General features: G+C 32.4%; 20 protein-coding genes and 1 tRNA gene. 6 read left to right on the top strand and 15 right to left on the bottom strand.

The features are described 5' to 3' along the window. Nucleotides 1–6: 6 nt before the first annotated feature. The 4 genes from ftsA to CXF59_RS09895 all read left to right on the top strand — a co-directional run bounded on the left by ftsA (nucleotide 7) and on the right by CXF59_RS09895 (nucleotide 4,310). On the top strand, nucleotides 7–1,386 hold the full coding sequence (ftsA, locus tag CXF59_RS09910) for a cell division protein FtsA (protein ID WP_101137637.1): 1,380 nt from the start codon (nucleotides 7–9) through the stop codon (nucleotides 1,384–1,386). 65 nt (nucleotides 1,387–1,451) lie between these two features. Beyond that, nucleotides 1,452–3,386: a cell division protein FtsZ gene (gene ftsZ, locus CXF59_RS09905; protein WP_101137636.1), complete on the top strand. Its 1,935-nt coding sequence runs from the start codon at nucleotides 1,452–1,454 to the stop codon at nucleotides 3,384–3,386. A 307-nt stretch (nucleotides 3,387–3,693) separates the two neighbouring features. Next, complete coding sequence (locus CXF59_RS09900) at nucleotides 3,694–4,143, top strand: GatB/YqeY domain-containing protein (protein WP_101138515.1); 450 nt, start codon at nucleotides 3,694–3,696, stop codon at nucleotides 4,141–4,143. A 93-nt stretch (nucleotides 4,144–4,236) separates the two neighbouring features. After that, nucleotides 4,237–4,310 (top strand) — tRNA-Arg (locus CXF59_RS09895). 1,650 nt (nucleotides 4,311–5,960) lie between these two features. On the opposite strand, the gene CXF59_RS09890 is transcribed toward CXF59_RS09895, so the two are convergent. The 7 genes from CXF59_RS09890 to CXF59_RS09860 form a co-directional block, all read right to left on the bottom strand. Then, nucleotides 5,961–6,578: an alpha/beta hydrolase gene (locus CXF59_RS09890; RefSeq protein WP_101137635.1), complete on the bottom strand. Its 618-nt coding sequence runs from the start codon at nucleotides 6,576–6,578 to the stop codon at nucleotides 5,961–5,963. Nucleotides 6,579–6,759: 181 nt separating this feature from the next. Next, nucleotides 6,760–7,785 (bottom strand): SMP-30/gluconolactonase/LRE family protein, encoded by a 1,026-nt coding sequence (locus CXF59_RS09885; RefSeq protein ID WP_101137634.1) that lies wholly within the window; start codon nucleotides 7,783–7,785, stop codon nucleotides 6,760–6,762. 109 nt (nucleotides 7,786–7,894) lie between these two features. Next, nucleotides 7,895–9,076, bottom strand: coding sequence for a DUF1624 domain-containing protein (locus CXF59_RS09880; RefSeq protein WP_101137633.1), 1,182 nt, complete (start codon nucleotides 9,074–9,076; stop codon nucleotides 7,895–7,897). A gap of 9 nt (nucleotides 9,077–9,085) precedes the next feature. Further along, complete coding sequence (locus CXF59_RS09875) at nucleotides 9,086–10,303, bottom strand: acyltransferase family protein (RefSeq protein WP_101137632.1); 1,218 nt, start codon at nucleotides 10,301–10,303, stop codon at nucleotides 9,086–9,088. Nucleotides 10,304–11,155: 852 nt separating this feature from the next. After that, nucleotides 11,156–11,857 (bottom strand): hypothetical protein, encoded by a 702-nt coding sequence (locus CXF59_RS09870; RefSeq protein ID WP_101137631.1) that lies wholly within the window; start codon nucleotides 11,855–11,857, stop codon nucleotides 11,156–11,158. A gap of 1,361 nt (nucleotides 11,858–13,218) precedes the next feature. Beyond that, on the bottom strand, nucleotides 13,219–13,719 hold the full coding sequence (locus tag CXF59_RS09865; protein WP_101137630.1) for a hypothetical protein: 501 nt from the start codon (nucleotides 13,717–13,719) through the stop codon (nucleotides 13,219–13,221). Between the two features lie 864 nt (nucleotides 13,720–14,583). Then, a complete protein-coding gene (locus CXF59_RS09860) occupies nucleotides 14,584–14,811 on the bottom strand; it encodes a hypothetical protein (RefSeq protein ID WP_157824565.1) in 228 nt (75 codons plus the stop codon). Nucleotides 14,812–16,738: 1,927 nt separating this feature from the next. On the opposite strand from CXF59_RS09860, the gene CXF59_RS09855 reads away from it, so the two are divergent. Next, nucleotides 16,739–17,557: a zinc-dependent peptidase gene (locus tag CXF59_RS09855; RefSeq protein ID WP_157824563.1), complete on the top strand. Its 819-nt coding sequence runs from the start codon at nucleotides 16,739–16,741 to the stop codon at nucleotides 17,555–17,557. 187 nt (nucleotides 17,558–17,744) lie between these two features. Here CXF59_RS09855 and CXF59_RS14990 read toward each other — a convergent pair whose 3' ends face one another. Beyond that, nucleotides 17,745–17,876, bottom strand: coding sequence for a hypothetical protein (locus CXF59_RS14990; RefSeq protein ID WP_198554675.1), 132 nt, complete (start codon nucleotides 17,874–17,876; stop codon nucleotides 17,745–17,747). Between the two features lie 581 nt (nucleotides 17,877–18,457). Between CXF59_RS14990 and CXF59_RS09850 the strand changes: the two genes are divergently transcribed. Continuing rightward, nucleotides 18,458–18,889 carry a CBS domain-containing protein gene (locus CXF59_RS09850; RefSeq protein WP_101137627.1) on the top strand — a complete coding sequence of 144 codons (432 nt, stop codon included), beginning with the start codon at nucleotides 18,458–18,460 and terminating at the stop codon, nucleotides 18,887–18,889. Between the two features lie 65 nt (nucleotides 18,890–18,954). On the opposite strand, the gene rpe is transcribed toward CXF59_RS09850, so the two are convergent. The 7 genes from rpe to crtD form a co-directional block, all read right to left on the bottom strand. Beyond that, nucleotides 18,955–19,617 (bottom strand): ribulose-phosphate 3-epimerase, encoded by a 663-nt coding sequence (gene rpe, locus CXF59_RS09845; RefSeq protein ID WP_101138514.1) that lies wholly within the window; start codon nucleotides 19,615–19,617, stop codon nucleotides 18,955–18,957. 424 nt (nucleotides 19,618–20,041) lie between these two features. Then, nucleotides 20,042–20,905: an RNA polymerase sigma factor RpoD/SigA gene (locus CXF59_RS09840; RefSeq protein ID WP_101137626.1), complete on the bottom strand. Its 864-nt coding sequence runs from the start codon at nucleotides 20,903–20,905 to the stop codon at nucleotides 20,042–20,044. A gap of 190 nt (nucleotides 20,906–21,095) precedes the next feature. Then, nucleotides 21,096–21,803: a DUF3291 domain-containing protein gene (locus CXF59_RS09835; RefSeq protein ID WP_101137625.1), complete on the bottom strand. Its 708-nt coding sequence runs from the start codon at nucleotides 21,801–21,803 to the stop codon at nucleotides 21,096–21,098. Nucleotides 21,804–21,847: 44 nt separating this feature from the next. Next, nucleotides 21,848–22,783 (bottom strand): class I SAM-dependent methyltransferase, encoded by a 936-nt coding sequence (locus CXF59_RS09830; protein WP_101137624.1) that lies wholly within the window; start codon nucleotides 22,781–22,783, stop codon nucleotides 21,848–21,850. 109 nt (nucleotides 22,784–22,892) lie between these two features. After that, entirely contained in the window at nucleotides 22,893–23,372 is a 480-nt protein-coding gene (locus CXF59_RS09825; protein WP_198554674.1) for a sterol desaturase family protein, read from the bottom strand. 1 nt (nucleotide 23,373) lies between these two features. After that, a complete protein-coding gene (locus CXF59_RS09820; RefSeq protein ID WP_101137623.1) occupies nucleotides 23,374–24,000 on the bottom strand; it encodes a carotenoid biosynthesis protein in 627 nt (208 codons plus the stop codon). After that, on the bottom strand, nucleotides 23,997–25,469 hold the full coding sequence (crtD, locus tag CXF59_RS09815) for a 1-hydroxycarotenoid 3,4-desaturase CrtD (RefSeq protein WP_101137622.1): 1,473 nt from the start codon (nucleotides 25,467–25,469) through the stop codon (nucleotides 23,997–23,999). The genes CXF59_RS09820 and crtD overlap by 4 nt, the downstream gene beginning before the upstream one ends. Between the last annotated feature and the right edge of the window lie 111 nt (nucleotides 25,470–25,580).

The following is a 25,580-nucleotide window of genomic DNA, read 5'->3' as shown; positions in this document are numbered from 1 at the left end:
TAGATAATGGAAAAAGAGAATGTTGCAGTGGGTCTAGATATTGGGACAACAAAAATTGTGGCCATGATAGGCAAGAAAAATGAATATGGCAAGTTGGAGATTTTGGGAGTTGGTAAATCTAAAAGTTTAGGTGTTGCCAGGGGAGTGGTTAATAACATTACTCAAACCATACAATCGATTCAACAAGCAATTCAAGAAGCCGAGAATAATTCAGGTTATAAAATAAAGGATGTTGTAGTAGGAATTGCAGGTCAACACATACGCAGTATCCAGCATACGGACTACATCAGTAGAAGTAATCCTCAAGAAGTAATAGGAGGAGATGACATTCAACTATTGATCGATCAAGTGAACAAACTGGCCATGTTACCAGGGGAAGAAATTATTCATGTTTTACCTCAAGAATTTAAAATTGACGGTCAATCTGAAATTAAAGAGCCTATAGGAATGTATGGCGGAAGACTAGAATCAAGTTTTCACGTTGTTGTGGGGCAAGCATCATCCATACGTAACGTAGGACGATGTATCCAAAGTTCAGGAATTGAATTGTCAGGATTGACATTGGAACCATTAGCATCCTCTGACGCGGTATTGAGTCAAGAGGAAAAAGAAGCTGGAGTTGCCTTGATAGATATCGGTGGAGGAACAACAGATTTAGCTATTTTTAAAGACGGAATCATACGTCACACGGCAGTAATTCCTTTTGGAGGTAACGTTATTTCTGATGATATAAAAGAAGGCTGTTCAATCATCGAAAAACAAGCGGAATTATTAAAAGTGAAATTTGGTTCAGCTTGGCCTGGTGAAAACAGAGATAACGAAATTGTTTCTATTCCAGGATTGAGAGGAAGAGAGCCAAAAGAAATTTCTTTGAAAAACTTGTCAAAAATAATTCATGCAAGGGTGGTTGAAATCGTAGAGCAGGTTTTTACGGAAATCAAAGCGTACGGACATGAAGATCCTCGCAAGAAATTAATTGCAGGAATTGTGCTTACAGGTGGTGGTGCACAGTTAAAACATATTAAACAGTTAGTGGAGTATATCACAGGAATGGATACTAGAATTGGATATCCAAACGAGCATTTAGCTGGTGATTCTGATGAAGAATTCTCTAGCCCATTATATGCTACAGCGGTAGGTTTAGTAATGAACGGTATCGAGAATCAAAAACAAAGTGCGGTTAGAATTGATGAAATAGCTCAGCCAAAAGCAGCTGTATATCGCGCTCCTGTTGTGGAGAGTTATGATCGAAGAGAGGAAGAGGAGCAAGAAGTGGATACAAGGAGTAAAGCGAATAAGGAAGAATCTACTGGAGACAAGATAAAAAAAACATTTTTTGATCGTTATGTTGACAAGATTAAAGATTTTTTAGATAACGCAGAATAGGGCTTCAGTCGAAAAAGAAAATATAAAATACAACAATTAATAATTAATATCAAAAACCAAATAAAATGATGAGCAACTCAGAATTTGGAAGTATTTCATTTGATTTACCAAAAAACCAATCAAATGTAATCAAAGTAATTGGTGTAGGCGGAGGCGGAAGTAACGCTATAAACCACATGTTTAAACAAGGAATTAAAGGAGTGGATTTTATTGTTTGTAATACTGATTCTCAGGCATTACAAAGCAGTTCAGTTCCTAATAAAATTCAGCTTGGTGTGAACTTAACAGAGGGACTAGGAGCTGGAGCAAATCCAGATGTAGGACAACAATCTGCTATAGAAAGTATTGCCGAAATCGAAAAGATGTTGGATCGCAATACTAAGATGGTTTTCATCACTGCAGGAATGGGTGGGGGTACCGGTACAGGTGCTGCGCCAGTAATAGCACAGCTGGCAAAAGAAAGAGAAATTCTTACTGTGGGTATTGTAACACTTCCTTTCTTATTTGAGGGTAAAGTTCGTCAAGAGCAAGCTAAAATAGGAATCGAAAAACTACGCAAACAGGTAGATTCTTTAATTGTTATCAATAACAATAAATTAAGAGAAGTTTACGGAAATCTTGGTTTCAAAGCTGGGTTTTCAAAAGCAGATGAAGTTTTGGCTACTGCGTCCAGAGGAATTGCAGAAGTAATAACACATCACTATACTCAAAATATCGATTTAAGAGATGCTAAGACAGTTTTGTCTAATAGCGGAACTGCGATAATGGGATCAGCTGTCGCTGAAGGTGAAAACAGAGCTAAAGAAGCAATAGTGTCTGCTTTAGATTCTCCTTTACTAAATGATAATAAAATCACTGGTGCTAAAAACGTATTGTTGCTCATCGTTTCAGGTTCTAATGAAATCACTTTAGATGAAATAGGGGAAATTAATGACCATATTCAAAATGAAGCGGGTCACAATGCCAATATTATTATGGGTGTTGGTGAAGACGAAACATTGGGTGATGCCATTGCAGTAACTATTATTGCAACGGGATTTGATATTGAACAACAAAATGGAATTGTAAATACAGAGCCAAAAAAAATAATTCATACGTTAGAAGATGAGCAAAGAAGTGTTCACAATCTATCGCAAAACACAGTGCAGGCATTCGATTTGAATGCAGAGAAAGCGGTTGCTGATTCTGAAGAAAGAGTCGTTTTTGATTTAGTGGAAGACAATGTGACTGCAGAAGCTGTAGTTCCTGTTGCAGGAAACGAAGAGTTGATGGCGATGTCGGAGTTTATTAAGAACTTAGACGTTTCTTTCGAAATCGTTTCTCCTGTTAAGGATGTTGATTTCACCTTTACTTCTCCAAAAGCTGCAGAAGTAAAAGAAGTACAACAGCCTAAAGCGACAGAGAGACAAGAACAAACTTCTTTTTCTTTTGATTTGCCGATACGCAAACCAGAACCTACACAAAAAGTGGAAGAGAATAAAGTATTTGCTGAATTGACTAACGAGGCACGTGATATCAAGGTGAACCAACCCGTTGAATTTGTTCCCGTGACTGAAGTGGTCGACAAAGGTATTATCAAATATTCTCTTGAAGAGTATATGGAGGTGGACGATGATTTCAGAAGTTCTAAACCAGTTGCAAAAGTAGCTCAAGAGGTTGTTCCTGCCGAGCTAAACATCACGATGAAACAAGTTGATACAGCAACAGATGCTCCTTCAAGATTCGAGGAAATCTCTCCCATGGAAATGACAATTGAAGAAACTTTGAAGCTTAGAGCTGATGAGAGAAGAAAGAAACTAAAAGAATTCAATTACAAGTTTCATAATAATGTTTCTAAAATTGATGAGTACGAAAGAGAGCCTGCCTATAAAAGATTAGGAATAGACATATCAAATGCACAGTCAAATAATACAAATTCGAGAATCTCCGTTGGGACAGATAGTAACAATGATTTACAGTTGCGTTCTAACAACTCTTTTTTGCATGACAATGTAGATTAAGTAATACAGACCAAAATGATATAACCCGAAAATTGAATTTAATTTTCGGGTTATTTGTTTTATCTTCGCGCAAGTAATGCGAGGATTTTATTTTTTGGGCCTAAATGCAGCTGTCGTTTCAAGCCTTTTCTCGAAAATGCTTTTTTAAAGTCCTTAAAAGAGCTTCCTTCGGTCGCTTTTTAAGTTCAAGAAAAAATACAATTTCTCATAAAAGGCTTTTTACTACCATCAGGAGCAAAAAAGAATCCTTTTCACAAAGCACTAATAATTAAACTAAGCAGCATTGCTTAATCAAATAGAAACAAAAATGAGTTTATCAATACAGATCATGGACGAGATTAAAGCGGCTATGAGAGCTAAAGATACAGTAGCTTTAGAGTCGTTAAGAGCGATTAAAGCTGAAATTCTTTTAGCTCAGACAGCTTCAGGTTCAAAAGAGGAAATCTCCGCGGCAGACGAAATTAAATTGCTTCAAAAATTGGTAAAAACTCGTAAAGACAGTGCTAAAATTTTTACGGAGCAAAACCGTATGGATTTAGCAGAACCGGAATTGGCGCAAATCGCAGTTATTGAAAAATTCCTGCCTGCTCAATTAAGCGAAGCAGAAGTAGAAGCTGTGATTGCAAAAATCATTGCTGAAACTGGAGCAAGTGGTATAGCCTCCATGGGTAAAGTGATGGGCTTAGCGGCAGCGCAACTGGGCGGAACAGCCGAAGGAAAAACGATTTCTTCAATAGTTAAAAAGCTATTGGTTTAAAATAAAATATATTGATTGCTGAATTTGGATAAATAGGTTCAAAGGTTTTAAATCTAAAATCAATAATCGTTAATCCAAAATCAGCAATCTTTAGGCTGCGTAGTTCAACTGGATAGAATATCAGATTTCGACTCTGAGGGTTGCAGGTTCGAACCCTGTCGCGGCCACTTTTTGAAATGCAATCTCTTTGTTTATAAGAGGTTGCGTTTTTTGTTAAATTAACTTAGTCAGCATTTAGTCAGTATTATTGAAAACCTCTCTTTTTTCAGTATAAATCAGTTAGCTGAATAAATAAATTTATTGATTCTATTCTAATTCGTTCTATTTTAGAATAGATTTGAAAAAAACTGATTAATCAAACATTAAAAAAGTAATTAATATTAATGTTTTCAGTGGTTTAACAGATAGTTAGATAATTAAAAAAGATTAATTAATTAAATATTGCTATCTGATTTGTCTACTGTGGTCTACTTTAGACTAAAATTAATTTTTACACTCGCGTCAGATAGGGATATAATCAATATAAATCAATTAATTGATTCTATACACTCGTAACAGATAGTCAAATAATCAAAAAAAATCATTAATAATTCTTCTGGCGTACTGTTTGTCGACTCCCCCTTAACAAATAGCACCAAACTTTTATTATTACCTTACGCGCGTACTGTACAGGTTTTATTAATTACGAACGTTGTACGTGTAACCGATAGGCAACTATTTATTTAAAATTATTAATAATTCTACGCGCGTACTGAGTCAATTTTAATTGAAAAAGTTTGAGTTCAATTATTTGTTAAGTTCCCTTTGTAGTTAGGTCTTTGATTGATGAGTAAGATATTTGCCGATTAAGAAACCTACTATACACGTAAAAACTGAACTAACGATTAGTGATGAAGTAATAGATTTAAAACCTTTAGTATGACAATATCTAGGTAAAATCCCAAGTGAATATAAAAACGAAATTATAAATACTGCTAAAATTATAAAACTTCCTTTTTCGATAATTCTATAGCGCTCTTCATTATTTTTGGAAGTAGGGTTTATGGAATTTTGACTATTAATACTTTCTGACTTCATTTTCTCCTTATTAACTAATTTTCTTGCAATATTAATTCAAAAAAATTAACGTAACAATACCCACTATTAGTGATTTTTAGAATAAAATAAGTTTATTATATTTGAAGTATTAATGAACTGAAACTGTATGAATTTTTAAGACTTACAGATGCTGCGCAATACAATACAGTTTGGTCTTTGGGTGTTCACATAGATACGCATATCAAAGATAATATAGCGATTAACCTGTATGTAATCAATGACTTTTACTGTGAGGTGTATTATGATATGAAGACAAATAAAATCTTCTACAAACAGAGTTTCAAACAAGGGACTCGGTTAGATAAATACCTTGATAACATTAAAATATTAAAAAAGAGCTTCTGTTTAGGATGCTCTTTTAGTGGGTTATTTGTTGTTGGTATTTATTAATTTGATAGTTCTTGGAATTTTTTTTGAATTCCGAGGGGTTTTAAATTTTAGTTAATCATTCACTATTTTTTACCATACAAAAAAGATATAGTCTTACTTATGTGAGCGGGCCACACAGATAAATGTGTTTCTTCGTGAAAAATTTGCCATTTCAATTTAATATTAGAGTAATTACTGTGCTCTAGATACTTGCTGAACTTTATCATCGGTGGCATTTGATTCACATTTGATTCATTGTCTCCGACAGAAATATAAACTTTAGTTTGTGGTAAATCCCAAGTCTTGTTTTTAGTGAATTGAGTAACGGCTTGGTTTAAAAATCCCTCATTTCACCAAATAAGCGACGGGCTACCAAGGCCAAAACGAGTAAAATACCCATCTGAATTCACCAAACAATAAGCGGTAAACAAGCCTCCCAAGGAGCTCCCTGCAATACCTCTATCAGAATTAGTTTTGTAATTCTTATCTACGAATGGGATTATTTCGGTTTTAAGGCATTCAAGAAATTTATCTGCTCCTCCAGATTTATAGGTTCCTTTGGGTTCACCATATTCTTTTTCCATTTTTTCATTTTCAGCAATATCGAAAGATGTCGTATAATCATAATGTCTACCAATATAAAAATTTGAAGCGCTAATACCCACAATTATAACGCCTATTGTCTCCTTTTCCACATCCAATAGTGCCCTTGTTCCTCTGATTATGGGATAGAAAAATTCACCATCCAAAACATATAATACTGGATAAGAAATACTGTCTTTTGTCGAATAATTTTTAGGAAAAGAAATGTACAATTGATACTCTTTTCCCATTATATCAGAAGTAATTGTATGGTCTGGTTCTGTTATTCTTTCTTTTGGTTCTAATTTTTGACTAAATGCCATAGTACTAAAAATGAGGATTGGAATCGTAGCTACTACAAGTTTTATTGGTTTTAAAATATTCATGTCTTTTTTATTTTTAATATCATTTATTATTGCTGCTGTAAAGCAATGTTGTGTTTACTTTTTTTAGGTCTTTACAATAACTATTAATAAATTAGGTTTGACAAAAAATGCACAGATATTTTGAAAAATACTTCCTAATTATTTGTTTCTAATCATCTCGATGAACAATTGAAATTGGTTGTTATTTAAAGTCATATTTCAAAAGGTCATTGCCTAAGTTTGAGATGTATAACGTTTTACCATCTACAGAAAAAAACATCCCTGTAAGAAATCCCGGAAGTAGACTCTTGTAATCTGATGAAACTTCTAGATTTTCTTTCGTAGAACCATCAAAAATGTTGTGTTGAGAATGATTTTCTAAATCGACTGCTACGACCTGATAATTTAAAACTAAGGCGACAATTAACCTTCCTTCATTGTCAATAAGAATGTTGTCAGGGTATTGAACGCTAGCAACAACTCCTGAGTATTTCGTTTTTCCGCTACTGGAATCAACGTCAAACGCATGCACTTTGTGTCTTCCCGTTTCTGCAACAAAAAGTTGTTTTTCGGCCTTATCCATTATAATTCCATTAGCGCAAACAAGACCCTCTGCAATTTTAATTGGAATACTATTTAAGTCTGCCATTCTATAAACAGCTCCATTTGGTAACAAGTTTTTTATTGGGTCCCACAGTTCTTCCAAAGTTGTATTTTTCATAGATTGTGTAAACCATATTGCTCCTGTTTTGTCACGATAAATAGAATTTACTCCGTACGGATGATCGTAAATTAATTCTACCTTTTCAGAGGTTATATTTGTTCGATAAATTTTCCCACTTGCCACATCACACATTAAAAGATGTTTCCCATCGGGTTCTAAATTTATTCCATTTGGCGCTGTAGTGTTTTCAGGTGAATCAAGACTAAAGCCTGCATCAGAGAAATTGCCAAAAGGGCGATTAGAACCATCTTTCTCTATTAACCGAAGCCCTTTAGCTTGGTCAACTACGATTACACGTCCATCTTCCAAAGCAACTCCGTCTTCTGCCCGTAACAAACTCCCATTACCTGGAAATAAATTCTCTTTTTGATAGGTTAAATACGGTAATCTAGGAGCGATTGTTGATTTTTCTGATGTAATTTTGTCTAGCGTTTGAGCATTCAGATTAATTGTATAGCATAAAAGGACTACTTGGAATATCAAAAATATTCTTATGAACTTCATATTTACTTATTATTACTATTTGTTGGACTAGGAACTTGTTTTAAATAAATGAAAATTTAGCCAAATCTCAAAAGCATAACTTTTGTTTTAAGAATATAACTCGTAACTTTTATAAATAACTCAACCACCATTTATCCTTGTTGTTTGCTTTATATTTCATATATTTCTTACAAAAAGGATAGAGGAATAAAACAACTCCAATCCAAACAAGGTAAACGACAGCTAATGAATACCCATAAGCTAAAAGATTTTGACTAGGCCCGTCAGCGGTAAAAATCATATCCTGCCATTTGCCACCAAAAATTAAGATGCCAATAATAGCAAAAGAGTGAATTACTAAAACATGGAGAAAGTAATAGAATAGTGGTACTCTTCCAAAGACTAAAAAGAAATTAGTCAATTTATTTTTTGTAGTTTCTAAAGCATATAAAAATAACATGGCTGGACCAAGCGTAATACAAAGATATAACAGAGAAGGGGGGTATTTAGTGACACTAAAAAAGGAAAATACTGTTTTTGAAGTAGTGTCTTGCATAGTCCATGGTACTAAATCACCATAAATATTGATGCCTCTTAACATAAAGAACAAAGTTATAGATCCTAAACCTAATCTTAAAAGCCATTTATGACGAATAATGGTATCAAAATCTTTTTGATAGAAGGTTCCAAATAAATAACCTAATGCCATCAGTCCAATCCAGGGGATAACAGGATAACCTATAAAGATAGTTGATGAATCATAGACAAGTGCATTCTTCTGATGTAAGAAGTACCAAATTATCGACTGAACACCTTGACCCTGCATCAGAATACCATCTAGGGCATTGTGACCAGCAATTAAAACAATTCCTAAAATAAAAATGACTTTTTTCGGAAGGAAGATTAAAAACGACAAGCATATCATGCTAAAACCTATTGCCCAAATCACCTGGAATATAAGAAAACTGTAATTAATATTGAAGGTCCAAATAAAAGTGTTAACAAATATTTCAAGAAAAATGAGCCAAAGACCTCGAGTAAAAAGAAATTTGAAAAGCACTGGTTTCTCCTTATTACTGCCAAAGAGAAAAGCGGAAGTACCCGCTAAAAACACGAAAATAGGAGCGCAATAATGAGTAATGAACCGGGTGAAAAACAACAATGGCGTCGTAGTTTCTATAGCTGATGGGTCGGCGGCTAAGAACGAACTAAAATGAAAATAATCTCTAACATGGTCTAATGCCATAATTACCATTATAACGCCCCTTAATATGTCGATGGATTCAATTCTATTTTTAGTGATTGGTTTCATAATTTGTTGTTAGTTATTTAAAACCGGTTTTAAGTTAGATAATTCCTCTTCTTTTCTTAAAACAGTTGATATCCTACTATATTTTTTTCCATTTAAAAATTGACCTATGAAAGTCCCTCTAACTAGATAATGATAGCTAACAAAACAAATAATAGATGTGGAAAGTACTACGATCAAGAATTTTACTATTGCATGCAATGGCCAATCTGCGATAAGCCCTGGTATTAAGATTGTTAGAGGCAAATGAAGCAAATAGACCCAATACGACGCATCTGATATATATCTCATTCTTGATGAGAAATTGCTACCATAGCGAATAAACAAACCTGTAATACCGAAAATAAATAACCAGGTTGTCATCGATTTAATAATTAGTTTCAAAGGTATTTCTACGTTAATTGATTCCGCCATAAAAAAGTGGACTGAAAATAAAATAAGTCCTAAAATAGCTAAAACCCAATCTAAACGCATCATTGTATTTAGAAGGTGCTTTGATTTAAATAAAATCCATCCAACTAAATAGAAGAAGAAATAAAAAATAAAAACACTTACGTCTGGAATAAAATAAAAAAACGAGTTCTCTATTGCTTCAGGTTCGATAAAAAAATATATTAGAAATGTTATTCCACTTAATATTAATACTCGATATTTGGTTTGATGCATAAGCCAACTAAAGGCCTTTGAAATGTTACTTGACAAAAAAGGTAATCTTTTAAATATTAACCCTAAAAATATCGAAACTGATGTAAATAAAATTAAATAGTATAAAAACCACAAGTGTTTTGTAGTTCTTGGAATGAAACTCTCAGGAAAGGAAAACTTAATTAAAGTAGATTCCAATGAGCTGCCACTGGTACTGAATGCAAGTTCGGTATAATTAAATGCAAAATTAACCGTAGGATAAAGAAGCAAAATAAATACTGCAAAAGGCAATACTAGTCTTGAAAATCTGTTTTTAATGATTGATCGAGGCCCCCTATCATAAAATAGCATCGCCCCGAAAAAGCCTGCTATTAAAAAGAAATGCTGCATCCTAAAAGCATGAACTAGATCCGTTACAAAATCATTAAATATATGCCCCCCCATGGGATCCTGTAAATCCCAGCCTTCAGGAAACTCTACTTGGTATGTTAATGTAGTATGAAAGACTATTCCCATTAGCATCAATATAGCTCGTAAAGAGTCTAATGAGTATATTCTTTCGTTTTTTTGGAATGTTGATTGCATTTTTCTTGTTTTATTTTATTTTTTAATTTACTATTTCTTAATTCGAAACTATACATCACATTAATAATTAATTAAAACTACATAAACTTCGGGTTTTTTTGTACATAGTTAATAACGTAGGCACGATTAAGAAATAAATATTTTATTAAATCCCAATGTATTATCAGTCATTTATTTATAATCATTATGTATGGTTTTATTGTACTATAATATTTTTTTAAATCACAAATCATCTCTTTTCTAGAGCAATTATTTGGAATAGGTGATTCAAGATTGGCAATGGAAACCGTTTTTTAAATTATAATGTCATATTATAATATATTAGCCAAAAAAATTTGGTATCAACTATTTATATAAATGTCTTGAAACTCAAAACATGATTTTGGATAAATTAATTACCTACATTGTAGGTGTAATTGATAGTCAAATGTTTATTTAAAAGTAGTAGTGATTCTACTCGCTCGTAAATGGTCAATTTTAATTGAAAAATTTTGAGTTCAACTATTTATTAAATTCTGGTTTATTAATGTGACAGCAACAGCTAGTTGGTCTGTGGAATATTAAAATTGATAAATACCTAAGATAGTTTGTTTTGCCTGAGTTTTTAACCAACTGTTAAAGTCTACTTTAGAAAACTATATCGAACTACTGTATGATATTATGATACGACGACAAATAAAATCCTACACAAACAGAGTTTTAAACAAGGGACTCGGTTAGATAGGTGTTTTGATAAGATTGAAATACATTAAGGTTTGACATAATTACCAAATATCTGATTACTAATATGTTACTATGATATGAAAAACCTCCAAGAAGGAGGTTTAGTTGATTTAAGTTGGTGAGATTAATTTACCATTTACCAATCACAGTTCTTGTAAAGGTTCTTACCATTGCGGCATTACCATCAAACTCTTCAAGAAATTTATTCCAAGCAGTATTTTTAGCTGACGAAATTCGGTCCCTAAATTCCCCCATTCTAAAGGCATCTTTAAAAGAGTTAACTTCAGATAATACATAGTGCGTTTCGCCATTTGTACTTCTACCTAGATTAAACTGTCCAAATGAAACTTTCCTGTCTTCAGGGTTAGCCTTTGTGTTGTAGTTTTCCCAAGCCGATGCAAACTTTGGACCATTTTTTACTTTGAGAATATAAACATTTTGAACTGGGTAGCTTCCAGCTACTCCAAAAGAAATTAGACTTCTTCCGGCAGCTGACGAGTAACTTTTGGTGTATCTGTTTAATTTAGTGAGGAATAAATCCCAACTTAAATTATCTCCCTGAGAATATTGCTTACCCATAGCATCTAACGTTCCTGTAAAAACTATAGTATGCGAAGGATTATTTGAGCTATCCTTAAAATGGTTTTCAAATAAAAAAACTGTTACTCCCTCTGCTTTGGAATTTGGCGAACTGAAATAGTCATTGGTAAGTTTAGTGACAATTTCTTCATCTTCTACTTCTACATTAAAGGCGTAATCTGTCCAATAGTTTTCTTGAGCAAGTAAATTTAATGATGTAAGCAGTAAAAGGGATAAAATAATTGTTTTCATGTTAATTAGTTGATTGTTAGGCTGCAAATTTATAGAGCATTAATATAAATAAGGTAATAAATCTTACTAATTTTTTTAGATCATTAATATATATTTTTAATTATTAAGTATTTTAAGTAGTTTTTTATTGGTTAAAGACCCAAAAGCCAAATTATAGTAAGCAACTAATCCAGTAGGTTTTAAGAATGAAAAAAATCTAATTATAACATCGTAAATTGTGTCTTTACTTTATTGTTTCCTTGGGAGATTAAGTAGGGTAACTTTACAAAACAATTTAAAGACCGTAATTAATGAACCTCTATGAATTTTTAATACTTTCAGAGGTTTAACGATACAATACGGTTTGGTCTTTAAGCGTTCACGTAGATACGCATATCAAAGATAATATAGCCATTAACCTGTATTCGATTAATGACTTATACTGTGAGGTGTACTATGGTATGAGGACAAATAAAACACTTTACAAACAGACTTTCAAACAAGGGATGCGTTTAGATAAATACCTTGATTAGATTAAGATATAAAAGGAGAAAGAATAGAATACCCTAAATTAATTTATAAAATAAAAACACATTTTTATTAAGCCAATTACCCAAATCGCTTGTACGACGTTTATTTAATATCCTTGACCTGTCAACTTAGTATTTTTTAAATTCACAGAATTAATTAAAATATTAATTGATTAAATTTATATTGAGTCTTTTGAATTGATTTGAAAAAACTTGATTAATCAGAAAGTAAAAAAGATTAATTAATTAAATATTCCTTGGTGATTTGTCTATTTCACCCTACTTTATACTAAAATTAACTTTTACACGCGCGTCAGATAGGGATATATTCAATATCAATCAATTAATTCTGTACACGCGTACCGTCTATTTATTTTGTGTTAAAAATATTATTGTTAGTAATCCGATTAGGCAGCTAAATACAAATAGTATCATTATCGCTAAGCCTGCTTTTAATTGTTCGTCCTTGCTCATTGGTTAGGTTTTTTAACGTTTTCATGTCCTTTAATCATTGCTTCGTGGTCGTGTTTAAATAATCAAAAAAATCATTAATGATTCTACGCGCACGTATTGGTCGGATAATCGAAAAAAATCGTTATCCATTAGTTATGTGCATAACAGGTAGTACTATATTCAATACAATTCAAATAATTCTGTGCGCGCGTATTGATTTCCTATTATAGTTGAGTCAGATAGTCGGAAATGATTATCAATGTAAATTCATGTTTAAACTTGATGATTAAGAAAGATTCATAGCCAATTCATTTTACTTTATAAGAGCTGTAAAAAAGGTATCTATCAATTAAAAAAGTATTCATTAATGATTTTGTACAGATAGGAGGTTTTACTTATTTATAAATCTTTATAGGTTCGATGACTATCTACTTCTTTCATAGATGCATTTGCATATTCCCGTAAATTTTTGTTCTTACGTATAGCATTGTCAAATACAATTAGTTCTTTATTTAAAAGTCCAACACTAGTAATTTTAGGAGATCTTGTCTCGAATTCAAAAAAGGTCTCATTTGATTTTGTTTTTCTTATATTTTTTAACCCATAAATTTGGTTTAAACCATCGAATAAAAACTTATCGTAGTCACACTTTATAAATGTTAATTTTCGTTTTTGGAATCCATAAGTTACATTCTTAATTACTATGTTATCAGTTATTTTTAAATGGGATGCCAATACTTTTATACTATATTTAGTGTTATTTATGGTGGTTCTAAAAGTTGTATTAAAGTCTATAATCGACATTCCTATTTTTGCTTTTCCAAGACTATTCATTGTTTTTTCTTGTGAAAAAGAAGTAAATGTGGTAAAGAACAGGGTAAAGAACAAAATGTTTTTCATTTTTTTTTTTTTGTAGGTTTGATTTATTTAATTTTTGATTACATTTTTTGGTTGGGGTATTTTGTGTAATCTTTTTTATTTGTGCTCCAAAATCTGAGTTAATTCATTGTTTAGTTAAATGCGCTCTTTTGATTTTCGCTAATACTTTTCAATCAATAGGTCATTAAATAATTGTTGCTCTGTAAAATTGTTTAATATAATTTGTAACCTAAAATGAAAGACGTTCTAGTTAAAAATTAATACTGATAAGTTTAAGTCGACTAACTATATGGGATAGATTTACAATACAAAACACCTTGTCATTAGATCAACATAGTAAAGATATATTTATAGATAAAAAATCATGTCACCAGTGGTTCGTAAGTTCAAATAAACTAATCAACAGTATGCTTACAGCGAACAACTGTTCATAAAAGCTCAATTAATGCAGGTTAAATTTGAGTTAGTATTTTAAACCTGTTTGACTTAATAAAACACTACTATCTTCATGCATTGAAATGTTAAAACCAGTTACTTGACAAAGTGTGGTTTTTCCGTCAATAAAATTGATCTTCGTTCGTTCTTTTTGAGTTGAATTAGTGTGAAATATTATATTGCAGATAGAATAGGGTGGTTTTAGGTTTTTCGCGCGCGCGTGTTGGGTCAATTTTTATTTAAAAGATTGATTATTCCACTATCTTTTAAATTCCTTTTGTAGTTTGTTAATGTTAACGCCAGTTCGTATGTCTGTGGAATATTAAAACAGGTAATTATCTGAGATAGTATTGTTACATCTTTTTTAGCTTAGATATAAATTCAGTTTTTTGAGTATTAGATTAAAAGCTCACCAAAGTAGATGATACTGGTGTTTTTTCTTTAGTCTTTTTATCTACGAATATTCTCATTGCCTATCGATGTTGTCACAGCAAGTCCAGAAATACACCCTATTGAAATACCAAATAGGGATAGAAAAAAAGATAGAGTTGAGACATTATCGTGAGCTCCAGTACTTGAAAGTTGGGCCAAATGATAACCAATAAAACATCCAACAGTTCCCCCAATAGAAGTGCCAATTACTTTATACAGATATTTTAATTTTTTTTCTAGTTTCATTTTTTTTGCTCTGTTCATTTCGGGTTCTTTATGGTTTTAATGTTGTGTGCGATCGTTTTTTTCGTTTCAAAATCTGGGTAAATCGGTTGTTTCGTTAAATACGTTCTTTTGCTTTTTGCGAATGTTTCTTAATCAGTACGTCATTAAATAACTATTGGTTTTTAAAAATCTGTAATAAAATTAAGTCGTCCATATTAATGACTTTTTAGTTAAAGTATAATACGGATGAGTTAAATTTGAGGAACTACATCGGATAGATTTACTGTAAAACCCCCTTTTCGAAGAATCAAAATAATAAATATATATTTATGGATAGAGGATTGTGCCAGCAGTGGTTTTGTTAGTTCAAATAATGCAATCAGTAGTTCGTTTTCGGTGAGAAAGGGTTCATAAGAGTTGTATTACTCCAGAGGAATTTGCGTGTGCATTTTAACCCTGTATGACTCAATAAAACACTACTATTTTTTTGTATTGATATATTAAAACCTGTTACCTGACAAAGTGTGGTTTTTGCTTCAATAATTCCTCTTTTTAAGGTGTCCGATTTGTACGATTTTGTTGTTTTATATTGATATTATTATTTGTTAATACTACGTGTTTTGACAATATAATTAGAGGGTCAATTGGAGTAGTGTTTAACAGTATATTAGAATAGTTATTCATTACACACTTTTTAATTATATCAAATCTTATTTGTTGGTGTGTTTAAATTGTATAAAGTTATTTTCTTAAATGTTCCTTTGGGCTATGTCTGTGATTTGGTTGTAAATCTTCAATCCAGTAACGAGGGTTTGAATACACTTCAAGTTTGCCCACCTCGTTTCTTTTAAGGCATTTTTTTACGATTGTATAGTCAAACTGCATAACATCTTCAAATCGTTTTAAAAGCAACTCTTTTGCTTTGTTGAGGGTATCTTTGTTTATCTAGGTTAAAAATAATGATTCTTTATTGTGTCCTGTTATTTCAATTAGTACGGCGGTTGGTATCTTTTTGTAGTAATTTGAGGCAAAGGAACGTCTAACACAATGACTTGCAATTAGTTCATATTTTGGGTATTTGCCTAATTCCTTGCGGTTGGTTATGGTATTTAGTTTTGTTTCTTTTACAATCTCGCTTATACCAGTCAGTTTACAAATAACTTTTACATAATTGTTTAGTTTTTGGAGGGGTATCTCTTTGGGTAAATCATTTTCTATTACACCAATAACTTGAGGGGCAGTTATTCCAATGGTTATACTTTTATTTGTTTTCTGTTGAATTATATATAAATAAATATTCCCGCACTTATATCGAATGTTTTCAGTATTTATCTTAGTAAATCCTCACTACATTATCCAATTTTTACAACCGATTAAAGTCCAGTTTCGCGCGTTGTTTAGTGTTTCAGGTGTTAGTAAAAGGTTCTTTTTTAATTGTGGGTTCGCTATCTTAAATTCTTTAAGTTGTTCAAGGTTTGTAAAATCGGTGTTTATCTCAATAACAGTTCCACGTTCTATTGATTAATAAACCTTAATCGAAACGTTTTTATTCGCCTTACTTCTTCATCTGAAATTTACTTTTGCCATTTTTTGAACTACAGGAATGTAATGATTTTTATAATTCTATTCTCAAACTTGCCAAACCGTTGCCAAACCGACTTAATATTTAGTTCTGTTTCATTCGTTGTCATTCTAGTAGTAGGTTGTAATTAAAAAACTTGTCAAGTATTAATTTTTGTTAAAATTTATAGTTATTTTTATAGGGTTTTTGCAAGGTCATCAAAAGTACGTGATTGTTTATTCAAGGTTGTAGGCTGTAACACTTGCGCGGCTAATTAAATAGAAGCAATAAAATGACAAAATAAGTATTGCCATTTTGTTGCTTCCTTGTTTTAAAGCCATAGTTTTAAAAGACAATCAACTCAATAGTAGTCAAGTCATAGTAAAGATGGATGCATTTCAAATTTTTCTAATTGGATTTTTCGTAAGTGTTCTGGCGCTCTTTGTTTTTAGGCTCACTATTGAACCGCTGTATGTGTTTGTGTTCAATAAACCGTTTTATATTCATTGGTATCCTTTTAAGCGAAACCTTAGTCCCATACAACGAGATATTCTAAGAAAGGAATATGTTTTTTACCAAAAGTTGTCTGCAAAGAGGAAACGGTTTTTTGAACATCGTATGTCTGCTTTTATGGCAAAATATAAATTTTTTGGTAGAGGAAGCTTTGTCGTTACTGATCAGAGTAAAGTGTTGATTGCTGCCACTTATGTAATGTTGACTTTTGGGATGCGACACTACCTGATTGATGTTTTTGATAAAATTATCATTTATCCGGAACCTTATTTTTCCACGATTAATCAAGAGTATCATAAAGGGGAGTTTAATCCGGGAGTGAAAGCTTTGGTTTTCTCGTGGAAGGATTTTGAACAGGGATATCGTTTTGACAGTGATAATCGTAATCTTGGTCTGCATGAATTCGCCCACGCTTTGTATTTTCATGGATTGAAGGGCAGGGACCAAAGCAGTGTCATTTTTTCGAGCACCTATGTCAAAGTACAAGAATATTTAGTCCAGCCCAACATATTGGATCAACTTGTTGCATCCAATTATTTTAGGATTTATGCCTTTACGAATCAGGTGGAATTTTTGGCAGTGATTTTAGAGCATTTTTTTGAGACACCTCAAGTTTTTAAGAATGAGTTTCCGGAGCTTTATGGTAATGTTAGAGATATGATAAATTTCAAGGATGAAGATTTGTTTTCGTAAATCAATATAGAAACGTTTTTAGCACTATTAATTTTAGAAGAAAAATAGCTGAAAAACGTTCCTGTATCGAAAAGTGTTTTTAAGTTTTTGCTGCTTTAATCACAATTTGATGTAATGGATGGTAATGCTTCAAGGTTTCTTAGTTTTTGAGCTTTATTTAAATCCAGGCAGTCGTTAGTTTTTTGCTCTAATTTAATGTTGGAAAGAACTCATAGTAAAATGCATCGGCATCATCTGGGCTTATCATAATTGCTTTGTTAAAGTCAGCAATGGCAATTTTGTCTTTTCCTAATTGGCTTTTACAATACCCTCTGTCCACATATGCTTGTTTGTCTTGTGAACTAATCTCCAGAACTTTTGTGTAAGCACATTTGCCATAGCTGTTTTAACCAGTGGAAATTAACAGCAATAAAATCAATCTTGTTTTCATTTTTAAATGTAATTTTTGTGTAAAAGTAAAGCTCGTTTGTAGAATTACCTTGTGGTTGTCCTCATTTAGTAGTGTGTTTATTTTGAAAATATAATAGTACTGGTGAGCGCTTTTTTATTTTATTAGAAATCTGATTCGTAAGTATAGGAAGTGAGTTTGTAAGCACTTGATGAAGTGTAAGCTGTACTTGTTGAGCATATTCGTAGGTTTGATAGTGTTATTTACGATTAGTTGTTTATTTTATAAGAGTAGGAATCTCGATTGTTATTTAGAATATCATTTTGATGAATTGTGAACAGGAAAAGTAAACTAATTTTATCAGCTCGTTTTTTTATTATGAAAATTGTTGTAATTTTAGTTATTGGCAATTTCCGAAATACTGCTTGTATTGAACAGCAAGATCCTCACTTGATAATTGCTCTTTAGTATCCTTAGGGCAGCTTAATTTTATAACTTAATAATTGATAGTCATGAAACAGAATGTACCGGTCTCTATAATTATGACCAAAAATATAATTAAGTTAAACCTTTCAGATGATTTAAGCAAAGCTGAAGCCTTATTCAAAAAGCACAAAATCAGACATATTCCGGTCGTTAATGAGCACAAGATCGTGGGGTTACTTAGTTACACTGATTTGTTGAGAGTTTCCTATGCAGATGCGGTTGATGATGAGTCAGAGAATGTGGAATCTATTGTGTTTAATATGTTTACCGTAAGTCAGGTAATGGCGAAAGATATAGTAGTGATTTCTTTAGAAACCACTATAAAAGAAGCCGCTGAAATTTTAGCTAAAAATGAGTTTCATGCTTTGCCTGTTTGTAAAAATGAAGTTTTGGTCGGGATTGTGACTACAACAGACCTAATTCGCTATTTGCTCGAGCAATACAACTATGAAATATAAAAGAAAGTCCCGTACTAAACTTTTAGTACGGGACTTCTCTTGTTTTGTAAAAGGGGTGTCATTTTTTAAATGGCTGTCAATTTTTTCAAATCAGCAATTGTGTCAGTTGGGTTTGCCGCCTTAAAGACATAGCTTCCTGCTACTAGGACGTTTGCTCCCGCTTCTACTAGTTGCTTCGCATTTTTATTAGTAACTCCACCATCCACTTCTATAAGTGTTGTAGCTCCCGTTCGGGTGATTAAAGCTTTTAATTTTTGAACTTTTGCATAGGTATTTTCGATAAAAGATTGTCCTCCAAAACCTGGATTTACACTCATGACGCAAACTAGGTCTATGTCATTGATAACGTCTTCTAATAGGTCAATATTAGTATGGGGGTTGATTGCTACTCCAGCTTTCATTCCTTCAGCTTTGATCGCTTGTAGTGTTCTGTGCAGGTGGGTACAAGCCTCGTAGTGTACGCTAAGAATGTTAGCGCCTAATTCAGCAAAAGTTTTGATATAACGGTCTGGATCTACGATCATCAAGTGTACGTCTATTGTTTTTTTTGCATGTTTGTTGATAGCTTCTAAAACAGGCATTCCATAAGAGATGTTTGGTACAAAAACGCCGTCCATGATGTCAATGTGAAACCAGTCGGCTTCACTTGCGTTGATCATTTCGATGTCCCGTTGTAGATTTCCAAAATCTGCCGCTAATACTGATGGTGCAATAAGTGTATTCTTCATTTTGTATTTGTTGTGTTGAGACACACTGTAGTGCGTCTTAAGAGTGTTGTTGTTTCTGCAAAATTAGGCTATTTAAAACGAACTAGAAAGATTTTTTGATGGTAGAAATCGGGAGTTGTTTATATCGTGAAACTACGTAAGAGATTGCAGTAGAAATCCTTTTACTTTTTTCTTTAAACAGGAAAAGATGGAGAATGAAAGCCCGACCCGAAGTTTTTTCGAAGGGTTAAGCCACGAAAGTAAGAAGGGAGGAAAAATGCTGCAATGAATGCAGGTTAAAAAATAAAACTCCGGTAATCAGCCGGAGTTTCAATCATCAATCAAAAAACGAACAGTCAATCAAACTGTTGTTCATTTTGAATTAAAATATTTAATATTTAAACGAATAAATTATTTTAAAATTTTAATTGGGGAGTATTGTGAATTAACCTAAGTAGGTTTTTAGTATTTTGCTTCTAGAAGTGTGTTTCAATCTGCGGATTGCTTTTTCCTTAATTTGACGCACACGCTCACGAGTCAGGTCGAAAGTCTCTCCAATTTCTTCTAAAGTCATTGGGTGCTGATCACCAAGTCCAAAGTACAAACGAACTACATCAGCTTCTCTTGGAGTCAATGTCTCTAATGAGCGTTCGATTTCGGTACGTAAAGATTCGTGGATTAATTCTCTGTCTGGGTTTGGAGATTCACCAGAACGCAATACATCGTAAAGGTTAGAATCTTCTCCTTCTACAAGAGGAGCATCCATTGATAAGTGACGACCAGAGTTTTTCATACTCTCTTTTACGTCATTTACAGTCATGTCTAGTTCTTTTGCAATTTCTTCAGCAGAAGGTGGACGCTCGTTAGATTGCTCTAATAAGGCATACATTTTGTTGATTTTATTGATAGAACCAATTTTATTTAAAGGCAAACGAACGATACGAGATTGTTCTGCCAAAGCTTGTAATATCGATTGACGAATCCACCATACTGCATAGGAGATGAATTTGAAACCACGTGTTTCATCAAAACGTTGAGCCGCTTTAATTAGACCGAGATTTCCTTCGTTAATTAAATCAGGAAGTGTTAATCCTTGATTTTGGTATTGTTTTGCTACCGAAACAACGAAACGTAAATTTGCTTTTGTTAATTTTTCAAGGGCTTGTTGATCCCCAGCTTTAATCTTTTGTGCTAATTCTACTTCTTCGTCAGCGGTAATAAGGTCAACTTTTCCAATTTCTTGTAAATATTTGTCTAATGAAGCAGTTTCACGATTAGTTACCTGCTTGGTGATTTTAAGTTGTCTCATGTTTTTGTGTCCTCCGTTTTTAAGTGTACAAATAGTTATACGTATGGATCATCAAAAAAGTTACAAAAAATAGAAAATAGTTCAAATCCGCTGCTCTAGAAACAGTATTTAGACGATAAAAAGAGTTTGCGAAAATAGCGATTGTTTAAAAATCATTGATTACTATAATCATAGTATGAAAAAAATACAATTAGAAATCTAAAAAATTTTCAACATTTTTACCATTCCACTGCCCTAAAAATTTATAGGGTGTAAATCTTGCAAACATCTCTTCTTTATACCATTTGAGTTTTCTGGTAAGACGAACGACCTCTTTGTGTTTTTCATTTTTATAGGCATAATCAATCATTTCGGCTTGAGTTTTCCATATGCTTATTGTAGCTTGCTGTATTAAAGGCCATTCGCCAACGCCGATCGATAGTGCTAATCCATCATAACCCTCTAAACTTTTACTCACTTGACCAACTTTTTTCCAAAAAGAAATCAATTTTGAAAGCCGAATACTGGCTCGTGTTAAAACCATAACTGGTCTATCTAAAGCCAAAGAGGCAGAAGATATAAAAGGTTGCTTTCCGTCCCATTTTCCATGGGCTTCTGCTGCATGTGCAAAAACGGTGAATGATTCAGAGCTTCTAGATTTATAGTTGTTAAAAAATGAATTTTTTTCAAAAAAATTATTTGCATCTATTTCTGACACCCAAATACATAATAATGCATAAGTACCAAAGTTTGGTTTTGAACTAAAACCATTTTCAGCGCCTGAACCTAATAGTTTGTAGAACACTAATCCTTCAATCTTTTTTAAATGAGCGTGTCCTAATTGCATTTGCGAAAATGCCCAAAGCTTGTTGGAAACACTTTCCAATTTAAAAAAAGTACAAGTGGTTATTTGGCTCATGAGTTTGTGTTATATTTTGAATTGGTTTATGATTGTAATTCAGATTATTTTTTTTCAACCACTAAGATTTGTACGCCCAACGGAAATAGTTTCTCAAATATAAAAATAGGTGATGTTGCCACTTTTAAAAGAACAAGCATCCAAAAATTATTAGACATATTAGCCGACCAATCTATCCCTTTTTTTTCCATTCGACTAAGCCACCATAGGGTAAAGGCATCGAGGGTGCCGTATCTCAAATGTGTTTTAATTTCCCATTTATCTTTTTGAAACAAAAGCGAAAAACTTTTATTAGTTAGTAATGACATGTGCCTTGGGCTATGCCATCCTTGCCAATATGATTTTTGAATTTTTGCACTAATGCTTTTATAGTCTGGTATTTCAATAATTATTTTCCCGCCCTGTTTTAGGCAATTATAGAGTGTTTCAATAGTTTGATGCGGATTGTAATCGTGCTCTAAATAATGCCATAGCGTGATTAGATCAAATTCTGTCTTAGTATCATAATCTTCAATAGAAACTTTTTTAAGTTCTAAGTTAGGATAGTTTTTACCTTTCCAACCCGAATCTGAAAAATCAATACCGGTGCAATTTACTTTTGATTTTTGTTGCAAAAATTCTAGAAAGCTAGGATTGCCACATCCTACATCTAAAACACTAAGAGTAGGATCGTTTTTTTTAAGATATTTTTTTACAAAATTAACTCGCTTTAAATCTAACTTTTTTTGACTATCATCTACAAAGGAAGAATAGGTTCCCCACGCTAAAGAACCTCTGTAGGGTAAGTAGTTTTCGGTGTAGTACTCCTCTAATCTTTCAGGCAATACCGGATTTGTTAGAAATACTGTATCGCAATTATTACAAACATCAAAAACATAAAGCTCATTATTTGGCTCATGCATTAATGCATTTGTTGACATATAATAAGAACTTTCGGTCTTTTTACAAATCGGGCAATTGGGAGCATTTGTATGTTCCATTTGATAATTTAATTTTATATGAAGGCAATGAATAATCGATGCGATAAACAAAATCTAAAGCGCAAAACTTTAAATTAAAGAGTAAGATCTTTATTCATACGCAATTGTGTTAGGAGTAAAGAGTTTTAGACTGTTTTGAGGCAGCTTGAATATATTTTTTCTTAATAATTAACATTCCAAAACTTTCGCCACCTTCTTTGCCAGTATTTTTGTGATGCATTTTGTGCGCACGACGCAGCGCTAAAACAAATACATTTTTAGTTTTAGTAAATACTTTGAAGCGTTGGTGGATTATCAGGTCATGTACAAAGAAATAAGCTATACCATAAGATAAAATACCAAAACCCACCCATGTGTACCAGGCATATTGGTTCATCATTCCAAACATGATGAGTAACCAACTTGGCACTGCATAAATGATGAAAAATAAATCATTTCGTTCGAACCAACTTTTATGGTCTTTTTTATGATGATCAGCATGAAAATACCACATAAAACCATGCATTACGTATTTGTGATTTGCCCAAGCAGAAAATTCTGTTAGTATAAAAGTGACTAAAACTATGCTAGAATTAATAATTATTTCCATATTAAATAAATATATATAAAAAGGTGAAGAATATAATTTGTAAAATCAATATTACTAAGGACACAGTACGATTACCTTTTATAATTGTAGGGTAAAAAAAGTATGATGTAAAAAAGGCAACGCCAGTCCAACTCAAATAGTTTTGCAAACCTGGTAGTCCACCTTCAAATTGCCAAAAATCAAGTTTCGGTGCCACTTGCTCAATAATTAAGTCAATAAGCGTGACGAGTAAAGCAGCCACAAGTAAAACAGTTATTTTGTTTGCAAAGATACGGCTTACTACTATGATTCCAGCAAAAATAAGCATTGCCCAATTGATCGAAATGACTAGCGGAACATTAAGGAATTTATAACCTAATCCGTTGCCGTACGAATATTTTCCAAAAATTAATCCAGTTTTTACGCCTACTACTTCAATAATAAAGCCCAAAAACGCAATAGAAAAAAATGCAAATATAAATTTTTTGTCTGCTAATGGACTATGAATTAAAAAAACGAAACAAGTAAGTAATAATGTAAAAGGTGTAAAAGGACTAAAAAAAGAAGGATTGAGTACAAACCCAATCGAGCCAGAAATATATACCAGAATTAAGAAATATAAAGAATATGATTTGTATGTTTTTTTCATTTTATTTCTTGTTCTACTATAAGTTGACTAGCTATTTTTGCGCTAAAAAGGCATAGGGGAATACCCCCTCCTGGATGCACGCTTCCTCCTACAAGAAACAGATTTTTAATACTTGACGAAAAGTTAGCATGTCGTAAAAATGCGGCAAATTTATTGTTACTAGAGTTACCATATAGCGATCCGCCAATAGAAGATGTTTGGTTTTCTATGTCAATTGGATTTAAAATACTTTCGCTAATAATATATTTTTCGATATCTGTTTTCAACATCATATTGATTTTGTCAACAACATTCTTTCTAATAGCTGCTGCATAATTTATACTTTCGCTTTTATTATGCGGTACATTTACCATTACAAACCAGTTTTCGCAACCTTCTGGTGCATCATCTTTGCAATATTTTGAAGTAATATTGATGTAAATAGTTGGGTCTTCTGTTGGAAATTGTTTTGAAAACAAATAATCAAATTCCTTTTTATAATCATCACTGAACAAAATATTATGCAGTCCTAATGCAGCAAATTCTTTGTTTATTCCCCAATAAAAAACATAGGCACTACTAGATTTTTCTTGTTGAATCAGCCTTTTAGGGGTGTAAGAGTTTGGTAATAAATATTTGTAGAGTGCATGAATATCTATATCGCTTGCTACAATATCAAAGGGGTAGCTGACACCATTACTTTTAATGGAGGCAATCCTATTATTAGATTCAACATGTAAGGTTTCAACAGTTGCATTATATTTAATTTCCACATTAGCTTCTTCTGCTAGTTTGACCAAATGTTTTGTAATTTGATTCATACCTTTTTTAGGTAAGTAAGCACCAAGATTAAATTCTAAATGCGAAATCATATTCATTAAGGCAGGTGCTTTGTAAGGATTAGAACCGTTATAGGTTGCAAATCTATTAAACAGTTGTACCGTTTTTGGATTCGAAAAAGTTTTTTGGTTTTTTTTATGCATAGTACTCAATAAACCCAAGAATGGGGCAAATAAGATGCCTTTTACTGTCTTAAGATTAATGAAATTTTTCAGTTGGTGTAGCGATTGTTTTAAAAATAAATCTTCGGTAGTTTTAAAATAAAAAGCGTTGCGCTTTATATGTTTTAAAACAGTTTCTTTATTTTCATTTAATTTTAAATGTACTTCCTCTGCAAATTCTTCTACATTAGCAGATGCTTTTAGTTGCGTTCCATCCGAATAAAAATAGTTAGTTATGACTTTTAATTTCTGGTATTCAAATTTATGCGAGCTCCCTTGCAAATTAGTTAATTCATCTATTAGCACGGGCATAGTAAATAAAGATGGACCTTTATCAAATCGAAATCCATTCATATAGAGTTCACTCAATTTACCCCCGGGGTAACTGTTTTTTTCAAAAATGGTTACTTTAAACCCTTGATTTGCTAGTCGAATTGATAGTGCAAGACCTCCTATCCCAGCTCCAATCACACCAACGGTTTTAGTCATATTTATTGATTAAATTAAAAATGTAAACTTAGCTTTTTTTAAGAGGAAAATTGTATAACAATAGTTAAAAAAACCTATAAATAGTAAACTAGCAACCAAAAATAAGTAACT

Source organism: Flavobacterium sp. ALD4 (genome assembly GCF_002836475.1).
GTDB lineage: Bacteria > Bacteroidota > Bacteroidia > Flavobacteriales > Flavobacteriaceae > Flavobacterium.
This window is presented reverse-complemented; position numbering and strand designations above follow the sequence as displayed.